Origin of the sequence: Thermanaerothrix sp., from assembly GCA_026417795.1 — a bacterium.
Classification (GTDB): Bacteria; Synergistota; Synergistia; order Synergistales; family Synergistaceae; genus Thermanaerovibrio.
Genome location: JAOACP010000003.1, coordinates 37352 through 64177, shown reverse-complemented (window position 1 = coordinate 64177; position 26826 = coordinate 37352). Strand labels below are relative to the sequence as shown.

Sequence of the window (26826 nt, the reverse complement as noted above, 5' to 3'; positions counted from 1 at the left end):
ATTTTAGGTATGAGCGACGGAAGTGAGCGAAACCAGTCCCAGGGCTGCATGCCCGAGGAGGAGATATTCCGCCAGAGGAAGGACAAGCTCTTTCGTCTTAGGCAGGAGGAGGGGTACGATCCTTTCGCGGTTGACAAGTTCGACCGCCGGCACTCGGTGAGTTGGGTGAGGGAGAATTACGAGTCCTTAGGCCAGGACGAAGAGGGAGAAGAGGAGCTTTCCCTGGCGGGCCGGGTCATGACCTTAAGGAGGCACGGCAAGGCTTCCTTTGCCACCATGGAGGAGGACAGCGGCAGGATTCAGCTGTACTTCCAGCTGGACAACATGGGGGAGGATGCCTACGGGTTCTTCAAGAAGTGGGTGGACACCGGTGACATCCTTGGGGTTAAGGGTACCCCCTTCAGGACCCAGAGGGGGGAGCTGTCCATCAAGGTCAAGGAGTTCAAGCTGTTGAGCAAGGCCCTAAGGCCTCTTCCCGAGAAGTGGCACGGCCTCAAGGACCAGGAGGTGCGCTACCGGCAGCGCTACCTGGATCTCATGGTGAATCCGGAGGTTCGCCAGACCTTCCGCAAGAGGACCAGGATAATCCAGACCGTGAGGCGGGTATTGGACTCCCACGGCACCTTGGAGGTCACCACCCCTATCCTCTCCACCCTCGCGGGGGGAGCCAACGCCAGGCCCTTCGTGACCTTCCATAACGCCTTGGGCATACCCATGTACCTTAGGATAGCCACGGAGCTGTACCTCAAGAGGCTGGTGGTGGGCATGTTCGACCGGGTTTACGAGATAGGCCCCAACTTCAGGAACGAGGGCATAGACTTGAAGCACAACCCGGAGTTTACCGCCATGGAGGTTTACTGGGCCTACGCCAACAACGAGGACATGATGAACCTCTGCGAGGAGATATTGGTTGCCTGTGCGGACGAGATGGGATCAAGGGTGTTCACCTACCAGGGGCGGGAGATCTCCTTTGAGCCTCCGTTCCGAAGGGCTACCATGATGGACTTGGTGAAGGAGCACACCGGCATAGACTTCTCTTCCATAAGCGATGAGGAGGCCAGGAGGATAGCTCTGGAGAGGAAGGTGGTGGAGGAGCTCAAGGGGTATGAGACCAGGTATCACCTCCTGCCCGAGTTCTTCGATGCCTACGTGGAGGACAAGCTGATCCAGCCCACCTTCGTCATAGGGCATCCCACCGTCATATCCCCCCTGGCCAAGCGCAACGCCGCCAACCCGGACATAACCGACCGGTTTGAGCTATTTGTCAACGGTTCGGAGCTGGCCAATGCGTTCAGCGAGCTCAACGACCCGCTGGATCAGAGGGAGCGGTTCTTGGAGCAGGTCAAGCAGAAGGAGGCCGGTGACGAGGAGGCCCACGTGTTCGACGAGGACTTCGTTAACGCCTTGGAATACGGGCTGCCTCCCACTGGCGGAATGGGCATAGGAATAGACCGTCTGGTCATGTTGCTCACCGACTCCAAGTCCATAAGGGACGTTATCCTGTTCCCCACCATGAAGCCCAAGGCCTAGGAGGTGCTGTCCGGTGGACCGCTCTGAGGCCCGAAAGCGGATGGAGGAGTTGGCGGAGCTTATACGGTACCACGACCGGCTCTACTATCAGGAGGACTCGCCGGAGATAAGCGATGGGGATTACGACCGGCTGGTTCGGGAGCTTTCATACCTGGAGCGGTCCTTCCCAGACATTGCCCTTGAGGATTCCCCTTTAAGGAGGGTCTCCGGCGGCCTGTCCGAGGGCTTCAAACGGGTGCCTCATGGGGTGCCCATGCAGAGCCTGGACAACGCGGTCTCCCCCTCGGAGGTTGAAGACTTCTTGCGGAGGTTGGCCGATTCCTTGGGTTTTGATGCCCCGGTAGTTTGTGAACCCAAGCTTGACGGTCTTGCGATAAGCGTGACCTATGAGGGCGGCCGTCTCGTAAGGGGTGCCACCAGGGGAGATGGAGCCGTGGGAGAGGACGTCACCCAAAACGTCATGACCATAGGCGCCATCCCCAAGGAGATACCCTACAAGGGGTACCTGGAGGTCCGGGGAGAGGTTTTCATGAGCAGGGCCGACTTTGCGGAGCTGAACCGCCACAGGGAAGAGCAGGGGCTCAGCACCTTTGCGAACCCCAGGAACGCCGCCGCGGGGTCCCTGCGGCAGCTGGATCCTAAGGTCACCGCATCCCGAAGGCTCAACGCCTTCTTCTATCACCTGGTGAACCACAACGACGTGGGGGTGAGCACCCAGGTGGAGCTCCTTGAGTGGCTTAAGGGGCAGGGATTTCCGGTGCAGGAGGATTTTAGAAGGTGCGTTAGGGCGTCGGAGGTCTTGGAGTATCTTGAGTTCTGGGATCAAAAGAGGCATTCCTACCTGGCTGATACCGACGGGGTGGTCATAAAGCTGGACCCTCTGGACCTTAGGGATGCCATTGGCAGCACCAGCCGTTCCCCCCGGTGGGCGATAGCTTACAAGTTCACGCCGGAGGAAAGGCCCACCAGGGTTTTGGACATAGAGGTGTCCGTGGGAAGGACCGGAGTTCTTACCCCCACTGCGGTTTTGGAGCCCGTGAGGCTCTCCGGCACGGAGGTAAGAAGGGCCAGCCTTCATAACTTCGATGAGCTGAAGCGCAAGGACGTCCGGGTGGGTGACACGGTATGGGTCAGGAAGGCGGGGGAGATAATCCCTGAGGTGGTCCGGGTGGATATGGCCCTAAGGCCCGAAGGGGCCTTGCCCTTTGAGGTTCCGTCATCGTGTCCCGTATGCGGTTCCCCGGCGGTCAGGTTGGAGGGGGAGGTGGCTCTCCGCTGTCCTAACAGGTCTTGTCCTGCCCAGTTGAAGGAGGGGCTGATCCACTTCGCATCCCGGGACGGCATGGACATAAGGGGCCTTGGCGATAAGGTTGCGGAGCAGTTGGTGCGGCGGGGATTGGTTAAGGACTTCTCGGACCTCTTCCGCATGACCGTTGAGGACTGGTTTGAGTTGGACAGGATGGGAAAGAAGTCCGGGGAGAACATGGTGAGGGCTTTGGAGGCCGCCAAGGATAGACCCCTTAGGAAGCTCCTTTACGCTTTGGGGATTCCCGGAGTGGGGGAGAGGACCGCCAGGGACTTGGCGGACCGTTTCGGCTCCCTTGATGCGGTCATGAGCGCCTCCTTGGAAGATCTGTCATCCATCAGCGGGGTGGGCCCAGTGGTGGCCAAGGGGGTCGTGGATTTCTTCCGTGATCCTGGGAACATGCGGTTGTGTGAAAACCTCATGGCCGTTGGGGTCAGGACCCGGGAGGAGAGTAGGCCTCAGGGGGAGGCTCCTCTTAGGGGCATGAGGCTGGTTTTCACAGGAGAGCTGAGCTCCATGAGGCGTAAGGAGGCCCAGGAGCTGGTAATCCAGCTTGGCGGCCAGGTATCCGATTCGGTCTCTAGGAACGTCACCGCGGTGGTGGCAGGCGAAGGGGGAGGCAGCAAGCTTTCAAAAGCCGCTTCCCTTGGAGTTCCGGTCTGGGACGAGGATCGGTTTTTAGGGTTGATAGGGGAGTTCCTTAAGGACGGGGTGGTGGTTAACCGTGAGGATAGATGAGGAAGAGGTGCGCCGCATAGCTGCTTTGGCGAGGCTTGAGCTTCAGGGAGAACAGGTGTCCTCCATGGTGGAGCACTTCAAGAAGCTGGGAGAGCACTTTGAGGCCCTTCGCTCCGTGGAGCTTCAGGGGGTTGGGTATTTGGAGGATCAGGAGCCCGTGGGCCGCATGAGGGAGGACCACGTTAGGCGCTGGAGGGACTCGGAGCTGGCCCTTTTGGGGGCTCCAAGGCGGGAGGGGCACTTCTTCAAGGTCCCTAGGATAGGGGTTAGGGAGTGATTGCGGCATGGATCTTTACGAGCTTCCCGCCTGGCGTATCGCCGAGGGTGTAATCAGGGGGGAGATGAGCTCCAGGGAGGTGGTTGAATCCTGTCTTGAGAGGATAGACTCCCTGGATGGTCGCATAAGGGCCTGCCTTGAGGTTTACGCCGAGGAGGCCCTTGAGGACGCTGCTCGGGTGGATGGAGTTGTGGCGTCGGGGGAGCACCCGGGGGCTTTGGCGGGGGTGCCGGTGCTCATCAAGGACAACCTTTGCGTAAAGGGCAAGAGGACCACCTGCGGTTCCAGGATGTTGGAGAACTGGATATCCCCTTACGACGCTTCGGTGGTGGAGATGCTCCGCGGGGCCGGGGCGGTGATAATGGGCAAGACCAACATGGACGAGTTTGCCATGGGGAGTTCCACCGAGAACTCGGCGTTCTTCCCCACCTCTAATCCCTGGGACCTCGCCAGGGTGCCCGGGGGAAGCTCCGGGGGCAGCGCCGCCGCGGTGGCGGCGGGTTACGTCCCCCTTGCCCTGGGCAGCGATACCGGCGGTTCCATAAGGCAGCCCGCCGCCTTCTGCGGCATTCACGGCCTTAAACCAACCTATGGGATGGTAAGCCGGTATGGGCTTGTGGCCTTTGCGTCTTCCTTGGATCAGGTGGGTCCCATGGCCCGGGACATGGGGGACATAGCCCTGTGCATGGAGGTTATAGGCAGGCAGGACCCCATGGACGCCACGTCCAGGGACTTTGGGGGAGGCAGCTTCCTCTCCATGCTTCGCAACGACAGCCTTAAGGGGCTCAGGGTGGGCATACTGAGGGGCTTTGATGAGGACAGGGTGTGTCATGAGATAACCAAGTCGGTTTTGCTTGGGGCCAGATACTGTCAGGATGCGGGAGCCCAGTTGGAGGATGTGAGCCTTCCGATATCCATGGGGGCTGGCCTTGCCAGCTACTATGTGATAGCCCCGGCGGAGGCAAGCTCCAATCTGGCCCGGTTTGACGGGGTTAGGTTTGGGCCTCTCCCGGAGGTGCAATGCCTTGAGGACATGTACCGGGCGGTTCGCTCAAGCTTTGGCGATGAGGTGAAGCGCCGGATAATGGTGGGTACCTACGCGTTAAGCTCCGGATATTACGATGAGTACTACGGCCGGGCCCAGCGGGTGAGGGCCGCCATACGGGAGGAGTTCAGAAGGCTTTTTGAGAGGGTGGACTTGCTCATATGTCCGTCGTCGCCTTGTCTTCCGTTCCTGAAGGGCGAGATGGCGGGGGATCCGGTTAGCATGTACCTCACCGACGCCTTTACGCTGCCCGCCAACCTGGCGGGGGTGCCGGCGTTGTCGGTGTATGCCGGAATTTCAAAGGATAAACTGCCCCTTTCGGTGCAGCTGATGGCCCCTTGGGGTGAGGACAGGCGGTTGGTCATGGCGGGGGCGGTGTTGGAGAGGGCCTTTGGGGCCCCGTCGGTGGCGGGTTCTAAGGGGGTTCTTTGAGCATGAGGCAGGTTGTGATAGGACTGGAGGTCCACGTTCAGATATCCACCTCCACCAAGCTCTTCTGCTCCTGTCCGGTGGATTACATAGGGGCGGTGCCCAACAAGAACGTGTGTCCCCTTTGCCTTGGGCTTCCCGGAGCCCTGCCATTTCCCAACAGGGCGGCAGTGGAGGCGGCGTATCTCACCGCCATGGCGTTGGGTTGTTCGGTTAACAAAAGGATCCGTTTTCATCGCAAGAATTACTTCTACCCGGATCTTCCCAAGGGGTATCAGATAAGCCAGTATGACCTGCCCATAGGGATTGACGGATCCCTTGTGCTTCACGACGGGAAGTCGGTACGGATCCAGCGTCTTCACCTGGAGGAGGACGCGGGCAAGCTTGTGCACTTCGCCGAAGACGGCAGGCTTGGGGGCTCCAGCTACTCGCTGGTGGATTACAACCGTTCCGGTGTGCCCCTGATGGAGATAGTGTCCATGCCTGACATTAGCTCCCCCGGGGAGGCCAGGGAGTATGTAGAGCGGCTGAGGCGGCTGGTTCGGTACCTGGGGGTGTCCGACGGGGACATGGAGGACGGGTCCTTAAGGGTGGATGTCAACGTATCCCTTTGTGGCGAGGATGGTTCGTTGGGTACCAAGGTGGAGATAAAGAACTTGAACTCCCTAAGAGCTTTGGAGCGGGCCTTGACGTATGAGATAGGCCGCCAGGGGGATTTGCTGGACCGGAGGGAGCGGGTCATTCAAGAGACCCGCCACTGGGATGACGGAGAGGGTGTAACCCTTGGCACCAGGGGTAAGGAGGAGGCCCATGACTACCGTTATTTCCCTGATCCTGACCTTCCTCCCCTTGAGATGGCCGATAGGGATCTTGAAAGGATCAGAAGGCAGCTCCCGGAGCTTCCCTGGGAGAAGGAGGTCCGTTTCGCGGCGGAGTATGAGATAAGCGGCGACGACCTTTCGGTTTTGCTGGAGCGCAGGGATGTGGCGGATTTCTTCGAGGCGGCGGTTGCCAAGGGCACCAGGCCCAGGAGTGCCGTCAATTGGATAAGGATGGAGATTTTGCCCATGGTGGAGACCTTGGGGGCGGGGTCCATAGGGGAGCTTAACGTGCTGCCCGAGGACCTTTGGATCTTGGATCTTAAGGTTCTCAAGGGTGAGCTCTCTCCCGGGGCGGTTAAGTCCATACTTAAGTGCATGCTTGAGGAGCGTTGTGGTCCTGAGGAGGCCATCCAAAGGCTCGGCATAGGGGCGAGGCTGTCGGGAGAGCGCCTGGCGGAATTGGTGGAGGGAGTTTTCGCAGAAAACGGCGATGTTGTGGAGGAGATCTTGTCTGGCAAGGACAAGAAGGGGGCCAAGGAGAGGTTTTTGCAGGGTCAGGTCATGCGGCTGGCCAAGGGGCAGGCTGATCCCGCTGAGGTGGCCCGGCTGATAAGGGATAGGCTTGGAATGGATTAGGTATGTAAGGCTGATAAGTTTGACTGTTCCTCAATCGTTGCCTTAAGATAGGGAATGTGTGCTGTTCCGTGCCCCGGCGGAGTCTGGGGTGAAAACCGTTCCTCTAGGAGGCAGAAGCGATGGGGACAAGGAAACCTGAGGACATCCGGACCGTAGCGCTCTTATCCCATGGTGGTGCGGGGAAGACCTCCCTGGCCGAGGCTGTGCTCTTCGACGCGGGCTTGATAACCCGGATGGGGAAAGTGGAGGACAAGAACACGGTCTCCGACTTCGACGCGGAGGAGCACAAGCGTCAGATATCCATAGGGACGTCTCTTCTCACGGTGCCGTATAAGGGCAAGACCCTTTACGTGTTGGACACCCCAGGGTTCTCGGACTTCCAGGGTGAACAGATTTGCGCCCTGAAGGTGGTGGACTCGGCGGTAATCGTGGTCAGCGGGGTTCACGGGGTGGAGGTTCAGACCCAGAGGTGTTGGGAAGGGGCTGAAGCGGAGGGCATACCGGTTGTCTTCTACGTGAGCAAGATGGATCGGGAACACGCGGATTACGATAAGGTTGTGGGGGAGCTCAGGGAGTCCTTTTCGGACCGGGTAGCTCCCCTTTTTGTTCCCATAGGGCAGGAGGCGTCCTTTAAGGGTGTGGTGGACGTCCTATCCCTCAAGGCGTACACCTACAAGGGGGATGGCAGCAAGTCCTTTGAGGTGGGTGACGTTCCTGGGGACCTGAAGGATAAGGTTTCCGGGTTGAGGGATTCCTTGGTGGAGCGGATAGTTGAGGCGGACGATGAGCTAATGATGCGCTACCTGGACGGGGATGAGATCTCCTACGAGGAGCTGGTACCCGCGTTGAGGAAGGCGGTTAGGGAGCGCATGGTGTTCCCGGTCATACCGGGGTCCAGCGTGGTTAACGTGGGTGTCGTTCAGTTCCTGGATATGGTGGCGGACGTGCTGCCCTCTCCTGTGGAGATGGCTCCGCGGAAGATGCTGAAGCCCGATGGTTCCGAGGCATTGCTGACTCCCAACCCGGATGGGCCGTTTTACGCCCTGTGCTTCAAGGTCATGGTGGATCCCTACGTCGGCAAGCTGTCCTTCATAAGGGTTTTCTCTGGTAAGAACACCGCCGATCACGGGGTCTTTAACGTCAACCGTGGAGAGGAGGACCGGGTCAGCGCCTTCCGTCTTATGAGGGGTAAGGAGGGGGAGGACGTCAAGGAGGTTGTGACCGGAGACATCGTGGCCATACCCAAGCTGGAGAAGGCCCAGGTGGGGGATACCTTGAGCCTTAAGGGCCAGGACATGAAGTTCCCTCCCATAAGCTTCCCCAAGCCGGTTTACAGCGTGGCGGTGACTCCCAAGAGCAGGGCGGACGAGGATAAGCTTGGCAACGCCATCCATAAGATGCTTGACGAGGACAGGACCTTGAGCTTCACCAAGAATCCCGAGACCGGGGATTCCGTGCTGTCCGGCATGGGGGATTTGCACATAGACATCGTCCTTTCCAAGATAAAGGACCGTTACAAGGTGGAGCTGGACACGAAGACTCCCAAGGTGCCCTATCGGGAGGCCATAAAGAAGAGCGCCAAGGCCCAGGGCAAGTACAAGAAGCAGACCGGAGGCCGTGGGCAGTACGGGGATGTTTGGTTCGAGCTCACCCCTGGTGAGAGGGGATCCGGCATAGTGTTCCAGGACCGCATAGTTGGTGGTGTGGTTCCCAAGAACTTCATACCTGCGGCGGAGAAGGGGCTGCGGGAGGCGGCCGCCAAGGGCGTTTTGGCGGGGTATCCCGCGGTGGACTTCGTGTGTGCCCTGTACGACGGATCCTACCACGACGTGGACTCATCTGAAATGGCCTTTAAGATAGCCGCCTCCATGGCGTTCAAGAAGGCCTTCATGGACGCTTCTCCGGTGCTTTTGGAGCCCATAATGAACGTGGAGGTCACGGTTCCGGAGGAGTGCCTTGGGGATGTGATGGGGGACTTCAACGGCCGCAGGGGAAGGATAATGGGCATCGACAGCAACGGTAAGCTTCAGGTGGTCAAGGCCCAGTGCCCCCTTGCGGAGATGTTCCGGTACGCCATAATCCTGCGTTCCATGACCAGCGGAAGGGGCACGTTCACCATGGACTTCTCCCATTACGAGGAGGTTCCTTCCGACATAGCCAAGAAGGTCATAGCAGCGGCGGCGGCGGAGAGGAAGGAAGAGGAGGAGTAGGCGCTGGTCTTCGTTGGAGCGTTTGGGTGTTGATGTGGCGATAAAATGATGTCGTTTGCGGCGAGGATTGGGGGGGGGCTGCCCTCCCCAATTTTTAACTTCCTTGTGTTATTAAGTATCATTGTCACATTTGGTGAGTGATGTCTCCCGAATCAATTTTTATGCGCATGTGCTTTTATGTCGGCGCAGTTAATGATGTCCTATCTTATTATTTATAGGTATGTGAAGTAGTTATTAATAAATGAATTAGAGAGAAAATCCTATCTCCCTGGAGGCAGTGAGTCATTGGGGGAGAAAGGTTTGATGTCTTGTTGGTGCTTTTGTGATTAAATTATGCCGTAGTTGATGTGTTGTGGTTTTGGAAATATATTGTTAGTCATCAAATAATCAAATCTGTGATTTCGCTGTGACCCCTGAGGGCGGGAAAGGAGGTGCCATGCCCCCAAGCCAAAAAGGGCGAGCGGAGTTTCGGGGGCGCGGGATTTTAAGGATGCGGCGGGTATTAAGGGCGGTTGTCCGTAAGGGAACGAGGGTTCTTACGGTTGTATGCCGTTCGGTTATCCGTTTGGTCCTTGGGTCCCGGGTCTAAAATACAGACTCAAGGGGGTAAAAATCAGATGAAGAAGAGCTTTGCGATTCTCGCTGCCGCTCTGTTGGTGGCCTTTGCGGCCCCGGCTTTCGCGGCGAATCCTTTCATGGACGTTCCCATGAACCACTGGGCTTACGACGCGGTGAGCCAACTGGCTTCCAAGGGCGTGATCTCCGGTTACCCCGATGGTTCCTTCAAGGGCGGTCAGCCCGCCACCCGCTACGAGATGGCTTCCATCGTGGCCCGGGCTCTTGCGAAGGTTGACCTTGACAAGGCCAGCAAGCAGGACGTGGAGATGCTGAAGAAGCTGGTGGTGGAGTTCAAGGACGAGCTGGACGCCCTGGGCGTTAAGGTCGACAAGCTCGACAGCCGGGTGGCGGTTCTTGAGAAGGACCTGGGCGGCTGGAGCCTCTCCGGTGAGCTTCGTTTTGACGCCAAGTTCGCCAACGAGGACTCCACGAAGTACGGCTTCGACGGCAAGAACGAGTTTAGCCTGAACCGTTACCGCATCTGGATCAAGAAGCGGATCAATGAGACCACCAACTTCACCGCCCGGCTTGGAATGAAGCATGACAGCCAGGGTTACGACAGCACCAAGTGGGACTACTACTACGTGACCACCAAGCTTCCCTACGACATCACCATGACCGTGGGTCTTCAGAACATCGACTGGGAGGATGAGCGGGGCCTCTACGTGGACAACGATGCCTTCGTGGGTGACTGGGATCTCAAGGGCTTCAGGTTCCAGAGGAGCTTCGGGATGGTGGACTTCGACTCCTTCGTGGCTCACCAGGACGACGACACCGCCTCTGTTGATGAGTACTTCATGTACGGCGCCAGGCTGGACTTCAACTTCAACGAGCAGTTCAGACTGGGACTCATGGGGGTTTGGCGCAGTTATGACTTCAACGAAGATCAAAGAGGAAGCGGCCTTGGTGGAATGCTGGATAGGAGTGGTCTCCAGGATATCTATGGTATTGATGCGGAATTTAAGCTAACGCAGTTAGTTTCTCTGAAAGGGGCCTATTATGGGCAGAAACTTTGGAAGCAGCGTAATGCAACGTTAGACAACGACAACCCTGTGGCCTACAAGATCATCTTGGATGCCAAGCAGGATCTACTGAAGTTTACCAGCCTGTGGCTTGAGTATGCCAGGATCGATGATGCGTTTGTAATGACGAAAGACCGCGTAGACAGTGCTTACAGTAACTATGGAGCAGAGGTTTTGTTTAACCGGGGCCCCGATGTTAGGGATGGAGATACCACGGTGTTTTTTGTAAGGGCAGATCAGAGGTGGAATGACAGATGGAGTACATTCCAGAGGTATGTAAGAGCAAGTTTTAATGATCCTAGTACTCCCGACTTGGAGGACACTAAGAATTATAGCTTTGGTGTGATTTACGAGCTCAATCCTGCTGTAAGGTTTGAGGCTGTCTATGACAATATAGATTATGGGATTGGAGGCGGAAGTGGCAAGCGCGAGGGGGATGACCACTTGTTGCGTCTGCGTACTCATGTGGTTTTCTAGTCTGCCTTGAGAACTTTGTTTTAGGGTGAACGGGACGTATATCTCACCGCTTGTCTTTCCGTGTAATCTCAAGGTGGCAGAGATTCTATCAGCGAGATTGTTTTTGGAGTATGGATAAATTAATTTTATGAGCCGGTGCAGTTTATGCCTTACTGGGGGAGGAGGGATGAAATAGTAAGACTTGGGTCGAGAGTTCTGTTGAAGCGTCACAAGGGATGTGATGTTGTAAAAGGGGTATAAGTTGAGGAACGACAGGGTAAGAATGGTAAGAAGAGCGGGAGGAAGCGCTGCGTCTCCTCCCGCTCAGTATTTGGGTAACGTTGTTTTCGCCCAGGGGATGCACCTGCATGCCAATGTGTTGGTTACCCCTGACCTTTGAAGAAGCGCTTGTCTTCCTCGTAGAAGGCGAAGAGCCTCTCTTCCACAGCCTGAGCCGACAGGCCTTCCTCTACCGCCACGTGGTGCCACATCCTATCGGTGACGCCGTGGACGTAGCGGATAAAATCCTCGTCGTCCCGGGCCCTTGCCAGGGCGGTGACTTCCTCTTTTGGCCGTGCCGGATCCTTATGCATTGCCCTTCTTCTGGGAGATGTATCTGTCCATGGCCTCCGCGGCTTCCTTGCCGGCCCCCATGGCCAGGATGACAGTGGCGGCTCCGGTTACTATGTCGCCCCCCGCATATACGCCCGGAACCGAGGTGGCGCCGGTCTTGGGATCCGCTTCGATGTAGCCCCACTTGTTAAGCTTCAGCTCCGGGAAGGACGAGAGCAAGACCTTGTTTGCTCCCTGCCCTATGGCCTCTATGGCGGTGTCTGCTTCTATGACGAACTCGCTGCCCGGTACCGGCACTGGGCGCCTGCGGCCCGAGGCGTCCGGCTCTCCGAGCTCCATCCGGATGCACTTGACCCCCACGAGCCGCCCCTCGGAATCCCCCAGGTACTCCACCGGGTTGGTGAGCCAGTTGAAGATTATCCCCTCTTCCACCGCATGGTGGTACTCCTCGATCCTGGCGGGAAGCTCCTTAAGGGACCTGCGGTACACCACCTGGACCTCTTGGGCGCCAAGGCGCCTTGCGGACCTGGCGGCGTCCATGGCCACGTTGCCTCCCCCTACCACCACCACCTTCTTCGACATCTTTGTTGGGGTGTCGAAGTCGGGAAATTCGTAGGCGTGCATCAGGTTTATTCTGGTAAGGTACTCGCTTGCGGAGTAGACGCCGTTTAGGGTGGTGCCTGGTATCCCCTGGAAATGAGGGGCGCCGGCTCCGACGGCGATGTAGACCCCGTCGAACTGCTGGAGCAGTTCTTTCATCTCAACGCTCTTGCCCACCACCGCGTTGGTAACTATCTGGACCCCCAAGTCCTTAAGGGCCCCTATCTCCATCTCAACTATGCGCTTGGGTAGCCTGAACTCTGGTATGCCGTATACCAGAACCCCTCCGGCGGCGTGCAGGGCCTCGAAGATGACCACATCGTACCCCCTCTTGGCCATGTCTCCTGCCACGGTAAGCCCCGATGGGCCTGAGCCTATGACCGCAACTCGTCCCTTTGACGGGCCTGAGTGGGTCCTTGAGGATGATGGCTGGTTTTGGTACTTCCAGTCCGCCACGAGCCGCTCCAGCTTGCCTATGGCCACCGGCTCGAACCCTGGAACCTTGCCTAGGGTGCACACACCCTCGCACTGGTTCTCCTGGGGGCATACCCTTCCGCATACCGCGGGCAGGTTGGTGTAGCTGCATAGTATTTCCGCCGCCCTTGGCATGTCCCTTTCAGCCACCGCTTTTATGAAGCCAGGGATGTCTATGGCCACAGGGCAGCCCTTTATGCAAGGGGCGTTTCTGCACTGGAGGCAGCGGTTGGCCTCCTCCACGCCCTCCTCCAGGGTGTACCCGAGGCACACCTCCTGGAAGTTGGAGCAGCGCTCCAACGGATCCTGTTCCTTTATGGGGGTCTTGGTCTTGGGCTTCATCAGAGCCATGACAGGTCACCTACCTCCTGCTCGTACCTCTCCATGGATATCTTCTCCTCGTCCTTGTACTGCTTGAGCCTGTTCAGGAACTCGTCCCAGTTCACCTTGGTGCCGTCGAACTCCGGGCCGTCCACGCAGGCGAACCGGATCTTATCGTCCACGGTGACCCTGCAGCATCCGCACATGCCAGTGCCGTCCACCATAAGGGGGTTAAGAGATACCCATATGGGGATGTTGAGATCTTTGGCGGTGATGGAACAGAACTTCATCATTATGGAGGGGCCGATGGCCCAGCATTGGTCGATCTTTTCCTCCCCCGCCACCAGCTTCATGGCGTCGGTCACCAGCCCCTTCATGCCCTCGGAGCCGTCGTCGGTGGTTACGATCAGCCTGTCGGACCACTGGGCGCACTCGTCCTTCATTATGACCAGGTCTGAGGTCCTGCCGCCCAGTATGGTTACAGTCCTGTTCCCTGTCTTTTTAAGCGCCCGCAGTATGGGGAACAGGGCGGCTATGCCGACTCCGCCACCGACCATCATGACGGTGCCGAAGTTATGAATCTCGCTCGGGGTCCCCAGCGGGCCAGACACGTCCGACAGACGATCGCCCTCGTTCAGGGACGCCATGAAGGCGGTGGACTTGCCCACCACCTGAAATATGAGCCTTATAAGCCCTTTGTCCTCGTCGTAATCTGCGATCGTCAGGGGGATGCGCTCCCCCTTCTCGTGGGGTCTTACCACCACGAACTGGCCCGGCTTTGCGTGCCGAGCCACCATAGGCGCTTCAACCCAAACGTCGTACTCCTTTGGGGCTATGCGCCTTTTGGATACGATGGCGAACATTATCGACCCTCCCTACGGTTTTTGGGGTTGTTAACCCCGGTTAGCTGGCCGCTTACGGGGCTAATTTTAGCAGTATTTCCGGGGGTGCGCATTGTTATCTAAAGGTTCAAGCATTAGTTATTTTTTTCTCAATAACTTTGAGGTTGACTGGGGTTGGGAAGGTGTTAAAATATACCCCGTTGGGGTATGTGGAACTGGCCCTTGCTAGGTGGTAAGATAGCGGCGAGGTTCGCTGGATCGATAGGAGAGGAGGAGTTCGCTTATGGGTGTTAAGGTTTTCTCCACCAAGACTTGTCCGTGGTGTGTCAAGGCTAAGGATTACCTCAAGTCCATCAACGTGGCCTTTGAGGATGTGGACGTAAGCGCCAACCGGGAGGCTGCGATGGAGATGGTTAAGGCCACCAAGCAGATGGGCGTTCCGGTGATACAGGTTGGAGACAAGTACATCGTGGGGTTTGACCAGGGGGCCATTGACAAGGCCCTCCGGGAGGCAGGGCTTCTGTAGTCACAAGGACCCGTCCGGAGCAGGGCGGGTCTTTTCTTTAAGTTTAAGACCGTCCTGGATGGAGGGTCTTACCGGGCTCGTGCTGTATGTTGCAGCCCTTATTTGGTATGATTTAAGCGGTGGCAACACAGCTTATATCTCGGGAGGCGAGAGCCATGCTTACCACCATGACGATCAAGGGCATACATTTTCATGCGTTTCATGGTGCCTTGGAGGTTGAAAGAGAGCTGGGGCAGGTGTTGGAAATAGACCTTAGCTTGTCCTACGATGTGGAGCCTAAGGATCTTAACAGTGAGAAGATGCCCCCGGTGGCCGATGCATCGGTTTATGAGATAGTTCAGAAGGTGGTTATGACCACCAAATTCAAGGCAATGGAAGGTTTGGCCTTGGAGATAGCCCGAAGGCTCATGAAGACCTACGGTATGGTGGAGCTGGTGACGGTCATAATAAGGCGTCGGCAGCTGTTCATCCCCGGCGATGTTCAGTCCGCTGAGGTTGAGATAACCGTAGATCGAGAGGACCTTGGAGAATAGGGCCATGGATTCGTCCCTTAAGTTTGCCTTGGGGGCCGCTTGGGGAAAGGACCTCCCTTCCGGGGAGGTTCTTTCATCCCTGAGGGCCCGAGTGGTTTCTGCGTTTCATGACCTGGTGGCCCGCAAAGACCCCTCCTGGCTTGGCTGGATGGATCTTCCGGATCAGGATACCGGCGAGGTAATGGAGGCCGCCAGTTGGCTCAAGGGGTTTGACGCCTTTATCCAGGTGGGCATAGGGGGTTCCGCCCTGGGGAACCTGATGCTGCATCAGGCTCTCATCGGTGATATTGCGATGAAATCAGTGAAGCCCTCCTTCTACCTTGCGGATAATCCGGACCCCATGAAACTTGATGAGATTTGGAGGGACATAGAGGGCCGCCGCTTTGCCCTGGTGGGGGTGAGCAAATCCGGCTCAACCGCTGAGACCACCTCCCAGTTCATGTGGTTCCTTGATAAGCTCAAGGGTTCCTCCGACTCGGTGCTCTTGATAACTGATCCGCAGGGTGGGATCTTCAGGAAGTTCGTTAACGAGACCCTTTGCAGGAGCCTTCCGCTTAGGTCCGATGTGGGAGGGCGTTACTCGGTGCTAAGCCCCGTGGGGCTTCTGTCCGCCGCGGCCCTTGGGATTCCGGTGGATGAGCTTCTTAAGGGAGCCAAGGCCATGAGGGACAGCCTAACCTCGTGCGTGGATTTCGACCGCAACCCCGCCATGAGGCTTGCGGCATGCCATCTGTACCACGAGGTTTCCCAGCGCCCCATGGCGGTGATGATGCCCTATTCCAGCAGGCTTGAGAGGTTTGCCGAGTGGTTCGCCCAGCTGTGGGGCGAGAGCTTGGGGAAGGCTGGGCGTGGCACCACCCCCATAAGGGCCCTTGGGGCCATAGATCAGCACTCCCAGGTTCAGCTATACATGGAAGGCCCCGATGACAAGTTCTTCACCATCATCGACGTGGCCTTCCAGGAGGACGTCATGATCCCCGGCGCCTCCTCAGAGGCTCTTAAGTCCCTGGATTACCTGGCGGGCAAGGGGCTTGGAGAGATGCTTAGGAGCGAGGCCATGGCCACCGCTTCCGCCCTTGCCGGCGCGGGGCGTCCGGTGGCTTGGATTCATATGGATCGTTTGGATCCGCGGTCCCTTGGGGAGCTCATCTTCTTCTACCAGTTCACCACCGCCCTTACCGGCTTGGCCATGGGCATAGATCCCTTTGACCAGCCAGGGGTGGAACAGGGTAAGCGTTACACCTACGGACTCATGGGGCGTCCTGGTTTTGAGGAAGACGCCCATAGGGCCAGAAGAGCCTTCGACGTCATAAACTCCGAGGTGCTGTGATGAACACGATGGCGTTCCATGACAGGCCAAAGGGAGACGGGGAATTGATAAGCAAGGCCCTTGAGGCCGTGGTTGGCCAGGTCCGCCCTTCGACCTCCGGCGGGAAGGTGGCTACTTATATACCTGAGCTTGGCAAGCAAGACCCCGGGCTTTTGGGGATAGCCATGGCGTCGGTTCAGGGGGAGGTGTGGGTGGCCGGTGACTGGGACAGCCCCTTTTCCATGCAGTCCATATCTAAGGTGGTGTCCCTTGGGCTTGCCATAGCCGAGATGGGGGAGGAAAGGGTGTTCGCCAGGGTGGGGGTTGACCCAACCGCTGACCCGTTCAACTCCATCATGAGGCTTGAGATGGTGGCTCCTCACAGGCCCCAAAACCCCCTCATAAACGCCGGCGCCATCGTCACCCTTTCGCTGCTCCCGTATCCGGATTCCATCTCCCGCTTTGCCGCGGTTAGGGATCTCGCAAGGCGGCTTACAGGGGTTAAGGACCTGGACCTTGACGAAGCGGTGTACGTATCCGAAAGGGATACCAGCGACAGGAACAGGGCGTTGGCCTATTTCCTTCGGAGCGTCGGCGCCCTTGAGGGGGACATAGAGGACATATTGGACAGCTACTTCCGGCAGTGCAGCCTTAGGGTTACCGCAAAGGACCTGGCGGTCATGGGGGTTACCCTTGCGTCCGGCGGTGTCAATCCCTTCTCCGGGGAGCGGGTGCTGCCGCCAAAGGTTTGCAGGATCATAAGGGCCCTTATGGCCACCTGCGGACTTTACGATGGTTCCGGAGAGTTCGCGGTTCGAGTTGGGGTGCCTGCGAAGAGCGGCGTTGGAGGGGGCATCGTGGCCTCGGTGCCTATGCGCTACGGCATAGGCACCTTTGGCCCCGCCCTTGACCCCAAGGGGAACTCCCTTGGCGGGATAATGATGCTGGAGAGGATATCCAAGGAGCTTTCCCTTCGGGTCCTTTAGCTTTTACTTAGGGTATCCGCAAATCCTTTCCTGGCACTGAGGAGACATGAGACCATGATGATGTCCAAGAAACCCCTGCTTCAGGTGGAGGACCTTCACGTTTGCCGTGAGGGCAATCAGATATTGAGCGGAGTGGATATAAGCGTATATCCCGGCGAGGTGGTGGGCGTGCTGGGCAGAAACGGGGCGGGCAAGTCCACCCTTGCGTACTCCATAATGGGGCTGCCCCAGTATTCCCCATCAAAGGGTACCATAACCTTCGATGGGCAGGACATAACCAGCTGGTCCATAACGGACCGCGCCAGGGCGGGCATAACCCTGGCTTGGCAGCACCCCGCCCGTTATGAGGGGATCACGGTGAAGGAGTACCTTGGGCTTTCCAAGCCCGGGGCGGGGATCGAAGAGCTGGCAGAGGCCTTGAAGCTGGTTCAGCTGGAGGAGTCCTATCTTGGCCGAAAGGTGGACAAGGCCCTTTCCGGCGGCGAGAGGAAGAGGATAGAGCTGGCCTCGGTCTATCTTATGAAGCCTAAATTGGCCATGTTGGACGAGCCCGATTCCGGGGTCGATCTTCTGGCGTTGGTGGACATAATGGAGCTCTTCCGCCGCATGGTGCGGGAGGGCAGCTCGGTCCTCATAATAACCCATCGAGAGGACGTGGCGGCCCAGTGCAGCAGGTCCTATCTGGTGTGCAAGGGCCACGTTATCCTGGAGGGAAGCGCCGAGGCGGTGAAGCGGTACTTCATGTCCCAATGCGAACCCTGTGCGGATACGTCGCCGGATTTGGCGGGGGAGGTGAGCTCCGGTGTTTGATGTGGCCTCTGAGTACAAGGCGCTGGTGGAGATAGCGGAGCGGAGCTCCGGCGGCCACTTTGGCAACCCTGATACCGTATCGGTGGTGGTACATGGCAACCGAATCCTATCTTCCCACGTGTTGCCTGGGGTCTCCCTGGAGGCCCAGGAGACGGAGGACGGCATAAGGGCTTTTATAACCCTTGAAGAGGGGGTAAGGCTGACAAAGCCCGTTCACATATGTTTTGGACACCTGGGGACGAAGGGCCGTCAAACCATAGACACGGTCATAAGGATGAAGCGCAACTCCTCTGCCATCTTCCTGGCCCACTGCGTGTTTCCCAACGCCGAGGAGTTTCTCCACCAGATGGAAGGGGAGATATACCTGGAGGAGGGGGCTTCCCTGACGTACAACGAGGTGCATGTTCACGGCCAGGAGGGCAAGATCGTGGTGCGTCCCAAGACCAACGTGGTACTGGAGGACAAGGCCCTCTACCGCGGGGATTTCACCCTGGTGGAAGGCCGGGTGGGGGATCTATCCATAGACATATACGTGGATGCCAGGGGTGTTGGAAGTTCCGTGGAGATAACGTCCAAGGTCTACGGCAAGTATGACGACCGTTGCCTCGTCCAGGACGTGGTAAAGCTGTCGGGCCGCAACAGCTCAGCCCTGGTGAAGGCCCGGGTGGTCCTCAAGGACAGGAGCGTTGGGACCTTCTACGGCACCATAGAGGGGGCTGCCCCGGGGGCTCGGGGGCATGTGGATTGCACCGAGATCGTCCAGGGGGAGGCGGTGGCGGAGGCATCCCCGGTTGTCAGGGCCTCCCACTCCGAAGCGGAGATAACCCACGAGGCCGCCATAGGCCGAATAGCGGACGACAAGATAGCAGGTCTCATGGCCAAGGGGCTTTCGGAGGATCAGGCGGTGGACTTCATAGTGGCGGGGCTTCTTCGGTAGCCCGGGTTGCGAGCTGCCGTTTGGTTTCAAGAGCCTTAACGTAGAAGGAGGTCCCTGCCGAGGTGGCCTCCTTCTACATTCATTTGTGTATGTAGCCTCCTGGCATGTGGTCAACAGTGGCAGGGGTTATCTACACGATTAACCACCACAACCCCCCGGTTCTCTGTGCCGTCCGAGTAGACTGAGAAACTGCCTTGATATATCCGTATGGCCATGTGGGGCCCTTCGGCGTAGGTCGCTTGGTCAAACCACTCCTGGTCGAACAGGTTGTCCTTCTCCCCGTCGTAGACCGGCATGTACATCACGTTATCCGTCTCCAAGTCCGAGAAGAAGTGGGTTCCGTATGAAAGCTCCGGCATATGTCCCGATCGGGGTATGCCGAGCTCCACTATGCAGGCGCATTGGGTGAGCTCGTTGTATTGAACCGGCACTCCAAGCTCCGGGTTGCTGGATCCCACCCTCCCAGGTGCAACCAGTATGTATCGGTTTTCACCCATGGACTGGTTTACGTAACCTATTCCACGGGCCACGGTGTGGAAGTCAGGCCCTGAGCCGTATATCCGGTAATCCACGTAGACCAGATACTTAACATCCTCAAGTATACCGTCGGTGACCATGCGGTCCGCCATGAGTATCACCTTTCGTCCCGTTATGTCCGGGATCTTGGCGGATCCTACTGCGCTTCCGCCTATCCATAGGGGCCTGGACTGCAGGAGCTCCAGCTGGTCTTCCCCCGGCTCGTAGGCGTATTCTATGTCCGCCGGCACTCCCATGCTCTGTTCCAACAGGGGCAGCATGTCCCTCATTCGGTCGAAGAAGACCCGGCACTTCCTTGGAAAGTCCTCGAAGGTAAAACAGACCTTGGAGTAGGCGTTAGGGATCTCCGTTGAGTAGTCCACCGAGGAGAAGTATCCGGTGTCTCCGTCCACGGTGTATAGCTGGGCGAAGGTGCCGAGGTTGGGATGCCATTTTAGGAGTTCCCGCCACATCTGTTTCACGTCCAGCGTTACCAGCTCGCCGGTGTCCCCGTCGATCGCCTGGAAGCGCTCCTGGGCATGCTTCATTATCTTGTATGGGTTGGACCCCTCTGGCCGCAGCGCCGGGTTGGTAAGGGAGAAGGTCCTGGCATAGCCCCTTTTGGTGCTCATGGTGCCAAGGCCGAAGACGAAGCGCAGTATGCCGTCCTCCATCCTTATCCTTGTGGTCCAGCGGCGTACGTTCCTTGAATAGCCAACGCCTCCGGTGGTGGGGTAGTAATAGCGCCCCCTCCAGCGGCCGGACATGCGCATGACTATTATGCCCATCATGTCGTCTCCGAGGTTGTGCTTCTTCCTGTAGCTTATGGCGGTGGGGAAGAACGTACGGGCGTATATGCGGAGGATCTCCTCTTGAACAGCTCTTATGCGTTCTTCCATGGTGCCCCTGTTCATGAGAAAAGTGGACCTGTACTTGCCGGCAAAGGAGTGTTTTATGGAATCTTCCAGCACGCTGCTGCTTCTTACCACCACGGGATCCTCCACCGTGGTAAGGAAAGCCCCTATGGATGATGTGACCTGCGGTGGCAGTTGGGCGGATAGAAACGCCCTTTCCACCCTGGTGCCGTCGTCCCCTATCAGCTCTTTTATGCGGTCCTGCCCACCCAGTTGGTCAACCACTTCCTGGAATATTCCCGTGCCTATGAACAGTGAAGGGGGTATCCTTACGGACGCTAAAAGGTCGTTGCCGCTTGACCATAGGCGGCGGGCGGCGTAAAGGAGGGACCTCCCCTTGCCGCCGATGGAACCTTCCCCCACTATCATGGGGTGGAAGTCCTGGTCCTCTCTGGGATCCCACGCGAAGTACCTCTCAAGGGCGTCCTGATCCTGCAAGCTGGCCCCTCCTCTCTATTAGGTCCTCTGGGGCTCGCCCCATCCGAAGGGGCTTGGTATGGACAACAGGGCGTTTAACATATTGCCACCAAATCCCGGCGTTTGGGACTCCAACTGGGCTATGAGCTCCTTTACCTCGCTCCTCTTGGTGCCCCTTTCCCCAAATGGGCAGGTGGGAGCCATGGGTGTGATCCCCAATCGTCGCATTTCCGCCGCAATGCTTTTTTCTCGTACTAATACCATGGGCCTTATGACCCTTATCCCGGTCCTGGACATGGTCATCACAGGGTCGAAGGCCTTAAAGCGCCCTGCCATCAGGAGGTTCATGAGGGCGGTCTCCATGGCGTCGTCCAGGTGGTGCCCTAGGGCCACCACGTTGCATCCCATCTTCAGCGCCTGGGATGCGAGTATGCCCCTTCGGAGGTTGGCGCAAAGGCTGCAAGGATTGCTTTCAGCTCTGGCGTCTATTATGCTGAAAGTGGCGTGGTTAACCACGGTTAGCTGGATGCCTGCAAGCTGGGAGAAATCCCTTAATGGGGATATGTCCCACTCCCCATTGGTTGGGTCGATGAAGCAGGAGTAAAGCTCAAACCTCACTGGGCTTCGTCTTTGAAGCTCCTTCAAGCACAGGGAAAGCAACAGGCTGTCCTTCCCTCCCGAGAGGCCTATCAGTATTCTGTCACCCTCTTTTATCATCGAGAAGAGGTGAACCGCTTTCCCCACCAGGTGCCTTATGCCCCTGGAGGGGGTTCGGTCTTCGTTTTCTTGGTTCATATATATCCTCCCCGGCGGTTCAGCTTATGGATGTCCAATCCGAATTATAATGGGGCAGAGGTCCTTTTGCCGCAAGAGGGGGATGTGGGTTTTGGTTGGTGAAGTTTGGAGCGACCGGATAGACGATGCCTTGGATAGGGCGGCTAAATCACTTGACTCCAGCATAGATACCGTGCTGGACATAAAGGACGAGATAAGGACGGGCATAAAGGAGAAGCAGCTGGAGATCGAGGAGATCCGAAGGGAGTTGGAGGATGTGATAGCCGCGTCGGACTCCCTGACCGAGGCCTATAAAAAGGCCCGCCTCAAGCTGGCGAGGGCGGCGGAACAGAAGGACGAGGCCATGCAGGCGGAGGCCTACGATGAGGCATCCCACTTCATGAAGCTAAAGGGTAGTTTCGAGGAGAGGGAGAGGGGCCTTAGGAAGAGGCGGGATGAGGCGGAGAGGGAGAAGGCCCGCCTTGAGAGGATGCTTTTGAGAACCGATGAGACCATGGGGAAGCTTAAACTGGCGCTGGAGGTCCTCAAGAACAACAGCCAGGACCTGTGTTCCGCCAAGGACGAGCGGGACTACAAGGCGGCGGCCATGACCCTAAGGCTTGTGGAACAGGAGAACCTCCGGCTTGCCAGGGAGGTTCACGATGGCCCCGCCCAATATTGTTCTGGAGCGCTCCTCATACTGGACAGGTTGGAGGCCCTTTTGTCCAATGGGGACTTGGACGGGGTCAGGGACGAGATCCGCTGTTTAAGGGATCAGATGGGGGACGCGGTGAGGGATTTCCGTACGTTCCTCTGGAGGCTTAAGCCTTCGGGGCTGGACTTTGGTATAAAAGAGGGTTTGGAGAGGCTGGCCCAGACCGTTTCCGAGAGGTATTCGGTCAACGTTGAGGTGTTGATCCGAGGGGATGGGGATGCCATGACCGGGCCCGCCAGGGCCAACGCCTACAGGATTGTTCAGGAGGCGGTGACCAACGCTGTAAGGCATGGAGGGGCCAGGAACGTTAAGATCCGGGGCTCCTTCGGCGACTCCATGGCCACCTTTAAGGTGTCCGACGACGGTAAGGGTTTTGATCCTCAGAGCGCCAGGGTGGAGGCCTATCACAGGGGGTCCCTGGGGCTTATTAACATGGAGGAGCGGGTGCGCCTTTTAGGGGGCACCATACGCATAGAAAGCGCTCCGGGGCGGGGGGCCTCGGTGATATTCAGCATACCCCTTGGGAGGTTGGGCGATGAAAAGGATTAGGATCGTATTGGCGGATGACCACCGTCTCTTCAGAGATGGTCTAAGGCGCCTTCTGGAGATGGAGAAGGACATGGAGGTTATAGGTGAGGCGGAGGATGGGGACAGCGCGGTGGAGATGGTGTTGGAGCTTAACCCTGATGTACTGCTCTTCGACATCCACATGCCCAGGAGGGACGGGGTCCAGGTGGTAAAGGACCTTAAGAAAAGGGGGGACTACCTGCCGCGCTTTGTGGCGATAACCGCCTTTGACGATGACGACCACATAACCGCCCTTTCTTCGGTGGGCATAGACGCTTACGTGCTTAAAGCATCTGGGATGACGGAGCTCCTTTCAGCCATAAGGTCCGTTTACAGGGGTCACTCCTACGTGGACCCCAAGGTGGCGGGTAAGCTGCTCAGCACTTTTAACCGCCGCAAGGAGGAGAGGGACCTTTTGGGCCGCCTTACCCCCCGTGAGCTGGAGGTGCTCTACTGGATAGCCCAGGGGCTTAACAACTCCGAGATAGCCAAACGCATGGTGTTGTCGGAGAAGACCGTTAAGAACCACGTGAGCCACATCTTGAAGAAACTCGACCTGGTTGACCGGACCCAGGCGGCGGTTTTCGCCTGGAAGAGGGGGCTGGCGCAGCTGTCCAAGGATGACCTTTTGCTGGTAGGGACCGGGGTGGATTGAGCCCGCCAGATTTTTATCCTGCTGTGAGCGGGTAAGACACCCGCTTGATGCGCTTTTGGACTGTGGTTGCTTGGATGGATGAAGGGGCAGGCCATATGTGGCCCTTGGCGCAAGAGAGCAAAAATATCGCAGGCTCCGGCGGCAATCTTCCTTCCGTCGGAGCCTGCGATTTGTGTATTTGCCCCTTCCTAACCTCCGCTTATCATGTGCACCACTTGGACCTTAGCCCCCTCCGGTATGGTGGTGGAGGCGAAGCGATCCCTTTCCACCGGTTTTTCGTTGATCCACACGGACAACATGCGGAAGGTGTAACGTTTTTCGTCCAAGAGATCTTGGACGGTCATCCCCTCCCGCCAGGGGTGTTTGTCTCCGTTTACGGTGATGAAGCGGTCCATCAGTTACCCCACTCGTCCTCCGGGCGGAGGTGCTTCTTGAGGACCTCCACCACCTCGGGGGTGTCTATACCCAGGCGCTTTACGGTCTCGAGGGTGGGGATGCCGTTCCTGTTCCAACCCCTGCGCTTGTAGACCGCGTCGACCAACTGCTCCCACTGCCCCCTTCTGTGGGCCTGGAGCTTCTCTATCTTCTCCTTAACGGAGAGCCCTTCGGGGTTTATCCCAGCTTCTCTCAGCTTGTCGTCGAAGTAGTCGGGCCTTGCCATGTACTCGTCCTCGAAGACCGGTCCAAGACCCCTGGCGGGTATGTTGTGCCACTCCCTGGTCCCCTTGCCCATCCTGAGGTTGAACACTCTCTCGAAGTTGTAAACCCTTTCGGACTGGGTGATGATGTCCTCCTTGGTTATGTTCTTGCCGGTGACGGCGTTGAAGATGTCCACGTAGTTCTGCACGTGCTCCGGCACCTTGGCGGCCTCGATGCCCTTGTACTTGATGTGGTTGTCCGCGGGCTCGATGTCGTTCCAGGGCAGCTTGCAAAGCCCCACCAGGGAGAACCACAGCCGGAAGTTGGGGAAGTAGTAAAGGGCCTCCGCCTTGTCTTCGAAGGTGGGGAGCTGCTTGTTAACCATGTCCATGAATATGAGCCAGGCCTCGTCGTGCTGGGGCCCCTTGAGGGTGAGGAAGTAGCCGCCCCACTGGGCGATGGACTCCTGGCAGCGGTATTGGGAGACTTCAAGTCCCTGCCCTTCCATGCCGATGTCCTCCATCACCTTCCGGTCCGCCCCGTACTTCTCGCTCAGGAAGTCCTTAAGGTAGCGGATGCCCCGGCTGGCGGCGACGGCGAACTCGTCCTTGCCCTCCGCCATCCGGTGGATGAGCTCCATCATGTGGTCTTTGTTGCCGAAGTTGAGCTTAAGCCCACCGGTGTGCTCCTCGTTTATGAGTCCAAGCTCGTAGCACTCCGCCAGGAAGGCGATTATCGTGCCCAGGGATATGGTGTCGAAGCCGTAGTGGTCCGCGTAGAAGTTGGCCTCTATGGTCCACTTGGGATCGAAGATGCCTATGACGGAGCCCAGGGACGCGGCGGTTTCGTACTCCGGGCCGTCCACGGTGACCTTGCGGCCCTTCCAGGGACCGGTCTTGAGCTCAAAGTGGTCCGCTGCCTTGGCGCAGGATAGGGAGCAGCCGTACCAGCAGCCGTCCGGAAGCCCCTGGGTGAATAGGCTTGTGTAGACGTCGGAGTGGATGTTGTTTATGTCCGGATGCTGGCCGAACTTGTAGTTGTTAACCGGCAACAGGTGGTAGTCGTTCATCACCTCGTTGAGGTGTGCGGTGCCCACCTTGCGCATCTTGCACTGCACGTCGTCGTAGTCGTGGATCTCCTTGTGGAGCTTTATGCCCACCTTCTGGAGGGTTGCGAGGTCCGCCGGGTCGTTCTCAACTCCCGTGACCTTGCGCTTCTTCACCACTATGGCGTGGACTCCCTTGTGGCGCAGCACGGTGCCGCCGCCTCCGCGTCCTGCCTGCTTGAGCCTTGCAACCTTGCGGCGCAGGTCATAGAAGCTGAAGTTCATGCCGCATATGTAGCTGTGGTGCGCCGCCTGCCCGGTGGATACCACCGAAATGGCCCGCTTGCCGTTTTCTCGGTCCTCGTCCTCGGCGGAGAAGTATTCGTGGAGTTCGTCGGTTATGGTGTAGGAGTTGGACTTGTCATCGAAGGGGGACTCGTAGATCTCCACCTTTCCAAGGTCACCGTCCACGAATATTATCACGTTCCTGTCCGCTATTCCCCTGAGCTCGAAGGAGTCGAACCCGGAGAACTTGATGAGGGGGCCGAAGTAACCGCCGGCGTTGCTGGCGTAGGTCTGTTTGGTGGCGGGGGAGAGGAAGACGGAGTAGCACTTGCCCGCTCCCGGGTACTGGGTTATACCGCAAAGGGGGCCTCCGGAGATTATTATCTCGTTCTCCGGGTCGTCCCACTTGGTGTTCTCGTTTACCGCGTCCCAGAGAAGCCCAAGCCCGAAGCCGCGGCCGCCGGTGAAGCGCTCCACGAACTCATCGGACAGGGACTTGGTCTTGAAGGAGTAGTTGCCGTCCCGGTTGCCCAGGTCAACGAAGCAGACCTCCTTGGTGTATCCCCTGTGGATGGGCTTGGGGGTGTAGGTCCACTGGGCGAGAAGCTTCATCTTCTCCATAATCTTTTACCGCTCCTTTCGTGAGGGCATTGCTTTTTAAATTTTAATTACCCTAGTTGCCGTTGGTCCCCTGGGGGGTTTTTCATAAGGCCCCTTGAGACGGGGTGATGGATTTCAGCCTATTATCTCCAATGCGCCGGTGGGGCAGGCTTTGGCGCAAAGGCCGCAGGCTATGCACTTGAAGGGCTGGCTCTGTTTGGCGGCGTTGAAGAGCATGCTGGCGGTGGGGCAGTAGCCTACGCACATCATGCAGGAGGTGCACTTGTCTTTTTTAAGCTGTACCACGCCGTTCTTATCCCTCTCCAGGGCCTGGGTGGGGCACACCTCTATGCAGGCGCCGCACTGGTTGCAAACGTTTATGTTGGGCATGCTGCCCACGTCGGTGACCCGAATCCTAGATAGACCGGGATCCTCCTCCTTAAAATAGGCCTTGGAGCAGGCGGCCATGCAGGCGCCGCACCGGACGCACTTTTCCGCGTAGGACTTTAGGAGCTTCACCTTCCATCCCTCCCTGTGGGGTGTTGAGGGCCCAGATGGGCCTACTCTTGTGTACATGATACCACATGCAAGTTTCCTCAAGGAGGCCTTGGAGTAAAAATAAACCGCAAATTTCCACTTTTAAGCCCAACTCTCCGTAAGCTTTATTTAATGTTTGTTCCCGCCGATGCGCATCGGCTGT

23 protein-coding genes are annotated in these 26826 nt (G+C 57.8%); 15 read left to right on the top strand and 8 right to left on the bottom strand.

Going from position 1 to position 26826, the window contains the following annotated elements; translation table 11 throughout:
* The first annotated feature begins 9 nt into the window (after positions 1–9).
* The 7 genes from lysS to N2315_01265 all read left to right on the top strand — a co-directional run bounded on the left by lysS (position 10) and on the right by N2315_01265 (position 11109).
* The gene (lysS, locus tag N2315_01295; protein MCX7827829.1) at positions 10–1530 is read left to right on the top strand and encodes a lysine--tRNA ligase; all 1521 of its coding nucleotides are present in this window, start codon (positions 10–12) and stop codon (positions 1528–1530) included.
* 13 nt (positions 1531–1543) lie between these two features.
* Positions 1544–3574 (top strand): NAD-dependent DNA ligase LigA, encoded by a 2031-nt coding sequence (gene ligA / locus N2315_01290; protein MCX7827828.1) that lies wholly within the window; start codon positions 1544–1546, stop codon positions 3572–3574.
* Entirely contained in the window at positions 3561–3851 is a 291-nt protein-coding gene (gene gatC / locus N2315_01285; GenBank protein ID MCX7827827.1) for an Asp-tRNA(Asn)/Glu-tRNA(Gln) amidotransferase subunit GatC, read from the top strand. Before ligA ends, gatC begins: the two co-directional genes overlap by 14 nt.
* A 7-nt stretch (positions 3852–3858) precedes the next feature.
* The gene (gatA, locus tag N2315_01280; GenBank protein MCX7827826.1) at positions 3859–5328 is read left to right on the top strand and encodes an Asp-tRNA(Asn)/Glu-tRNA(Gln) amidotransferase subunit GatA; all 1470 of its coding nucleotides are present in this window, start codon (positions 3859–3861) and stop codon (positions 5326–5328) included.
* Between the two features lie 2 nt (positions 5329–5330).
* On the top strand, positions 5331–6782 hold the full coding sequence (gene gatB / locus N2315_01275; protein MCX7827825.1) for an Asp-tRNA(Asn)/Glu-tRNA(Gln) amidotransferase subunit GatB: 1452 nt from the start codon (positions 5331–5333) through the stop codon (positions 6780–6782).
* 119 nt (positions 6783–6901) lie between these two features.
* On the top strand, positions 6902–8992 hold the full coding sequence (gene fusA, locus N2315_01270) for an elongation factor G (protein MCX7827824.1): 2091 nt from the start codon (positions 6902–6904) through the stop codon (positions 8990–8992).
* 542 nt (positions 8993–9534) lie between these two features.
* Entirely contained in the window at positions 9535–11109 is a 1575-nt protein-coding gene (locus tag N2315_01265) for an S-layer homology domain-containing protein (protein ID MCX7827823.1), read from the top strand.
* 362 nt (positions 11110–11471) lie between these two features.
* On the opposite strand, the gene N2315_01260 is transcribed toward N2315_01265, so the two are convergent.
* The 3 genes from N2315_01260 to N2315_01250 are packed head-to-tail and all read right to left on the bottom strand — an operon-like array spanning position 11472 to position 13919.
* Positions 11472–11681 carry a hypothetical protein gene (locus tag N2315_01260; GenBank protein ID MCX7827822.1) on the bottom strand — a complete coding sequence of 70 codons (210 nt, stop codon included), beginning with the start codon at positions 11679–11681 and terminating at the stop codon, positions 11472–11474.
* The gene (gltA, locus tag N2315_01255) at positions 11674–13086 is read right to left on the bottom strand and encodes an NADPH-dependent glutamate synthase (protein ID MCX7827821.1); all 1413 of its coding nucleotides are present in this window, start codon (positions 13084–13086) and stop codon (positions 11674–11676) included. Before gltA ends, N2315_01260 begins: the two co-directional genes overlap by 8 nt.
* Positions 13077–13919, bottom strand: coding sequence for a sulfide/dihydroorotate dehydrogenase-like FAD/NAD-binding protein (locus N2315_01250; GenBank protein MCX7827820.1), 843 nt, complete (start codon positions 13917–13919; stop codon positions 13077–13079). The genes gltA and N2315_01250 overlap by 10 nt, the downstream gene beginning before the upstream one ends.
* 262 nt (positions 13920–14181) lie before the next feature.
* Here N2315_01250 and N2315_01245 point away from each other — a divergent pair, with 262 nt between their 5' ends.
* The 6 genes from N2315_01245 to N2315_01220 all read left to right on the top strand — a co-directional run bounded on the left by N2315_01245 (position 14182) and on the right by N2315_01220 (position 18999).
* Positions 14182–14424 carry an NrdH-redoxin gene (locus tag N2315_01245; GenBank protein ID MCX7827819.1) on the top strand — a complete coding sequence of 81 codons (243 nt, stop codon included), beginning with the start codon at positions 14182–14184 and terminating at the stop codon, positions 14422–14424.
* A 155-nt stretch (positions 14425–14579) separates the two neighbouring features.
* Positions 14580–14957, top strand: coding sequence for a dihydroneopterin aldolase (locus N2315_01240; protein MCX7827818.1), 378 nt, complete (start codon positions 14580–14582; stop codon positions 14955–14957).
* 4 nt (positions 14958–14961) lie between these two features.
* Positions 14962–16287, top strand: a complete 1326-nt coding sequence (locus N2315_01235; GenBank protein ID MCX7827817.1) for a hypothetical protein — start codon at positions 14962–14964, stop codon at positions 16285–16287.
* Between the two features lie 44 nt (positions 16288–16331).
* Entirely contained in the window at positions 16332–17252 is a 921-nt protein-coding gene (gene glsA, locus N2315_01230) for a glutaminase A (protein MCX7827816.1), read from the top strand.
* A gap of 54 nt (positions 17253–17306) precedes the next feature.
* A complete protein-coding gene (locus N2315_01225; protein MCX7827815.1) occupies positions 17307–18062 on the top strand; it encodes an ABC transporter ATP-binding protein in 756 nt (251 codons plus the stop codon).
* Positions 18055–18999: a SufD family Fe-S cluster assembly protein gene (locus N2315_01220; protein MCX7827814.1), complete on the top strand. Its 945-nt coding sequence runs from the start codon at positions 18055–18057 to the stop codon at positions 18997–18999. The genes N2315_01225 and N2315_01220 overlap by 8 nt, the downstream gene beginning before the upstream one ends.
* A 110-nt stretch (positions 19000–19109) precedes the next feature.
* Here N2315_01220 and N2315_01215 read toward each other — a convergent pair whose 3' ends face one another.
* A complete protein-coding gene (locus N2315_01215; protein ID MCX7827813.1) occupies positions 19110–20867 on the bottom strand; it encodes a PEP/pyruvate-binding domain-containing protein in 1758 nt (585 codons plus the stop codon).
* A gap of 18 nt (positions 20868–20885) precedes the next feature.
* A complete protein-coding gene (locus N2315_01210; protein MCX7827812.1) occupies positions 20886–21641 on the bottom strand; it encodes a hypothetical protein in 756 nt (251 codons plus the stop codon).
* A 91-nt stretch (positions 21642–21732) separates the two neighbouring features.
* On the opposite strand from N2315_01210, the gene N2315_01205 reads away from it, so the two are divergent.
* On the top strand, positions 21733–22884 hold the full coding sequence (locus tag N2315_01205; GenBank protein ID MCX7827811.1) for a sensor histidine kinase: 1152 nt from the start codon (positions 21733–21735) through the stop codon (positions 22882–22884).
* Positions 22871–23557 (top strand): response regulator transcription factor, encoded by a 687-nt coding sequence (locus N2315_01200; GenBank protein MCX7827810.1) that lies wholly within the window; start codon positions 22871–22873, stop codon positions 23555–23557. Before N2315_01205 ends, N2315_01200 begins: the two co-directional genes overlap by 14 nt.
* A 188-nt stretch (positions 23558–23745) precedes the next feature.
* Here the strand turns inward: N2315_01200 and thiS are convergent, their stop codons facing one another.
* From thiS to N2315_01185, 3 genes are all read right to left on the bottom strand, one after another.
* A complete protein-coding gene (gene thiS, locus N2315_01195; protein MCX7827809.1) occupies positions 23746–23952 on the bottom strand; it encodes a sulfur carrier protein ThiS in 207 nt (68 codons plus the stop codon).
* On the bottom strand, positions 23952–26147 hold the full coding sequence (locus N2315_01190) for an aldehyde:ferredoxin oxidoreductase (protein MCX7827808.1): 2196 nt from the start codon (positions 26145–26147) through the stop codon (positions 23952–23954). Before N2315_01190 ends, thiS begins: the two co-directional genes overlap by 1 nt.
* Before the next feature lie 114 nt (positions 26148–26261).
* Positions 26262–26645 (bottom strand): 4Fe-4S binding protein, encoded by a 384-nt coding sequence (locus tag N2315_01185; GenBank protein MCX7827807.1) that lies wholly within the window; start codon positions 26643–26645, stop codon positions 26262–26264.
* Between the last annotated feature and the right edge of the window lie 181 nt (positions 26646–26826).

Bases quoted from the DNA above. Each gene is read 5' to 3' on its own strand.
- lysS (MCX7827829.1), top strand. From the start codon at position 10: ATGAGCGACGGAAGTGAGCGAAACCAGTCCCAGGGCTGCATGCCCGAG.
- gatA (MCX7827826.1), top strand. From the start codon at position 3,859: ATGGATCTTTACGAGCTTCCCGCCTGGCGTATCGCCGAGGGTGTAATC.
- gatB (MCX7827825.1), top strand. From the start codon at position 5,331: ATGAGGCAGGTTGTGATAGGACTGGAGGTCCACGTTCAGATATCCACC.
- fusA (MCX7827824.1), top strand. From the start codon at position 6,902: ATGGGGACAAGGAAACCTGAGGACATCCGGACCGTAGCGCTCTTATCC.
- N2315_01260 (MCX7827822.1), bottom strand. From the start codon at position 11,681: ATGCATAAGGATCCGGCACGGCCAAAAGAGGAAGTCACCGCCCTGGCA.
- gltA (MCX7827821.1), bottom strand. From the start codon at position 13,086: ATGGCTCTGATGAAGCCCAAGACCAAGACCCCCATAAAGGAACAGGAT.
- N2315_01250 (MCX7827820.1), bottom strand. From the start codon at position 13,919: ATGTTCGCCATCGTATCCAAAAGGCGCATAGCCCCAAAGGAGTACGAC.
- N2315_01245 (MCX7827819.1), top strand. From the start codon at position 14,182: ATGGGTGTTAAGGTTTTCTCCACCAAGACTTGTCCGTGGTGTGTCAAG.
- N2315_01240 (MCX7827818.1), top strand. From the start codon at position 14,580: ATGCTTACCACCATGACGATCAAGGGCATACATTTTCATGCGTTTCAT.
- N2315_01235 (MCX7827817.1), top strand. From the start codon at position 14,962: ATGGATTCGTCCCTTAAGTTTGCCTTGGGGGCCGCTTGGGGAAAGGAC.
- N2315_01225 (MCX7827815.1), top strand. From the start codon at position 17,307: ATGATGATGTCCAAGAAACCCCTGCTTCAGGTGGAGGACCTTCACGTT.
- N2315_01210 (MCX7827812.1), bottom strand. From the start codon at position 21,641: ATGAACCAAGAAAACGAAGACCGAACCCCCTCCAGGGGCATAAGGCAC.
- N2315_01200 (MCX7827810.1), top strand. From the start codon at position 22,871: ATGAAAAGGATTAGGATCGTATTGGCGGATGACCACCGTCTCTTCAGA.
- thiS (MCX7827809.1), bottom strand. From the start codon at position 23,952: ATGGACCGCTTCATCACCGTAAACGGAGACAAACACCCCTGGCGGGAG.
- N2315_01190 (MCX7827808.1), bottom strand. From the start codon at position 26,147: ATGGAGAAGATGAAGCTTCTCGCCCAGTGGACCTACACCCCCAAGCCC.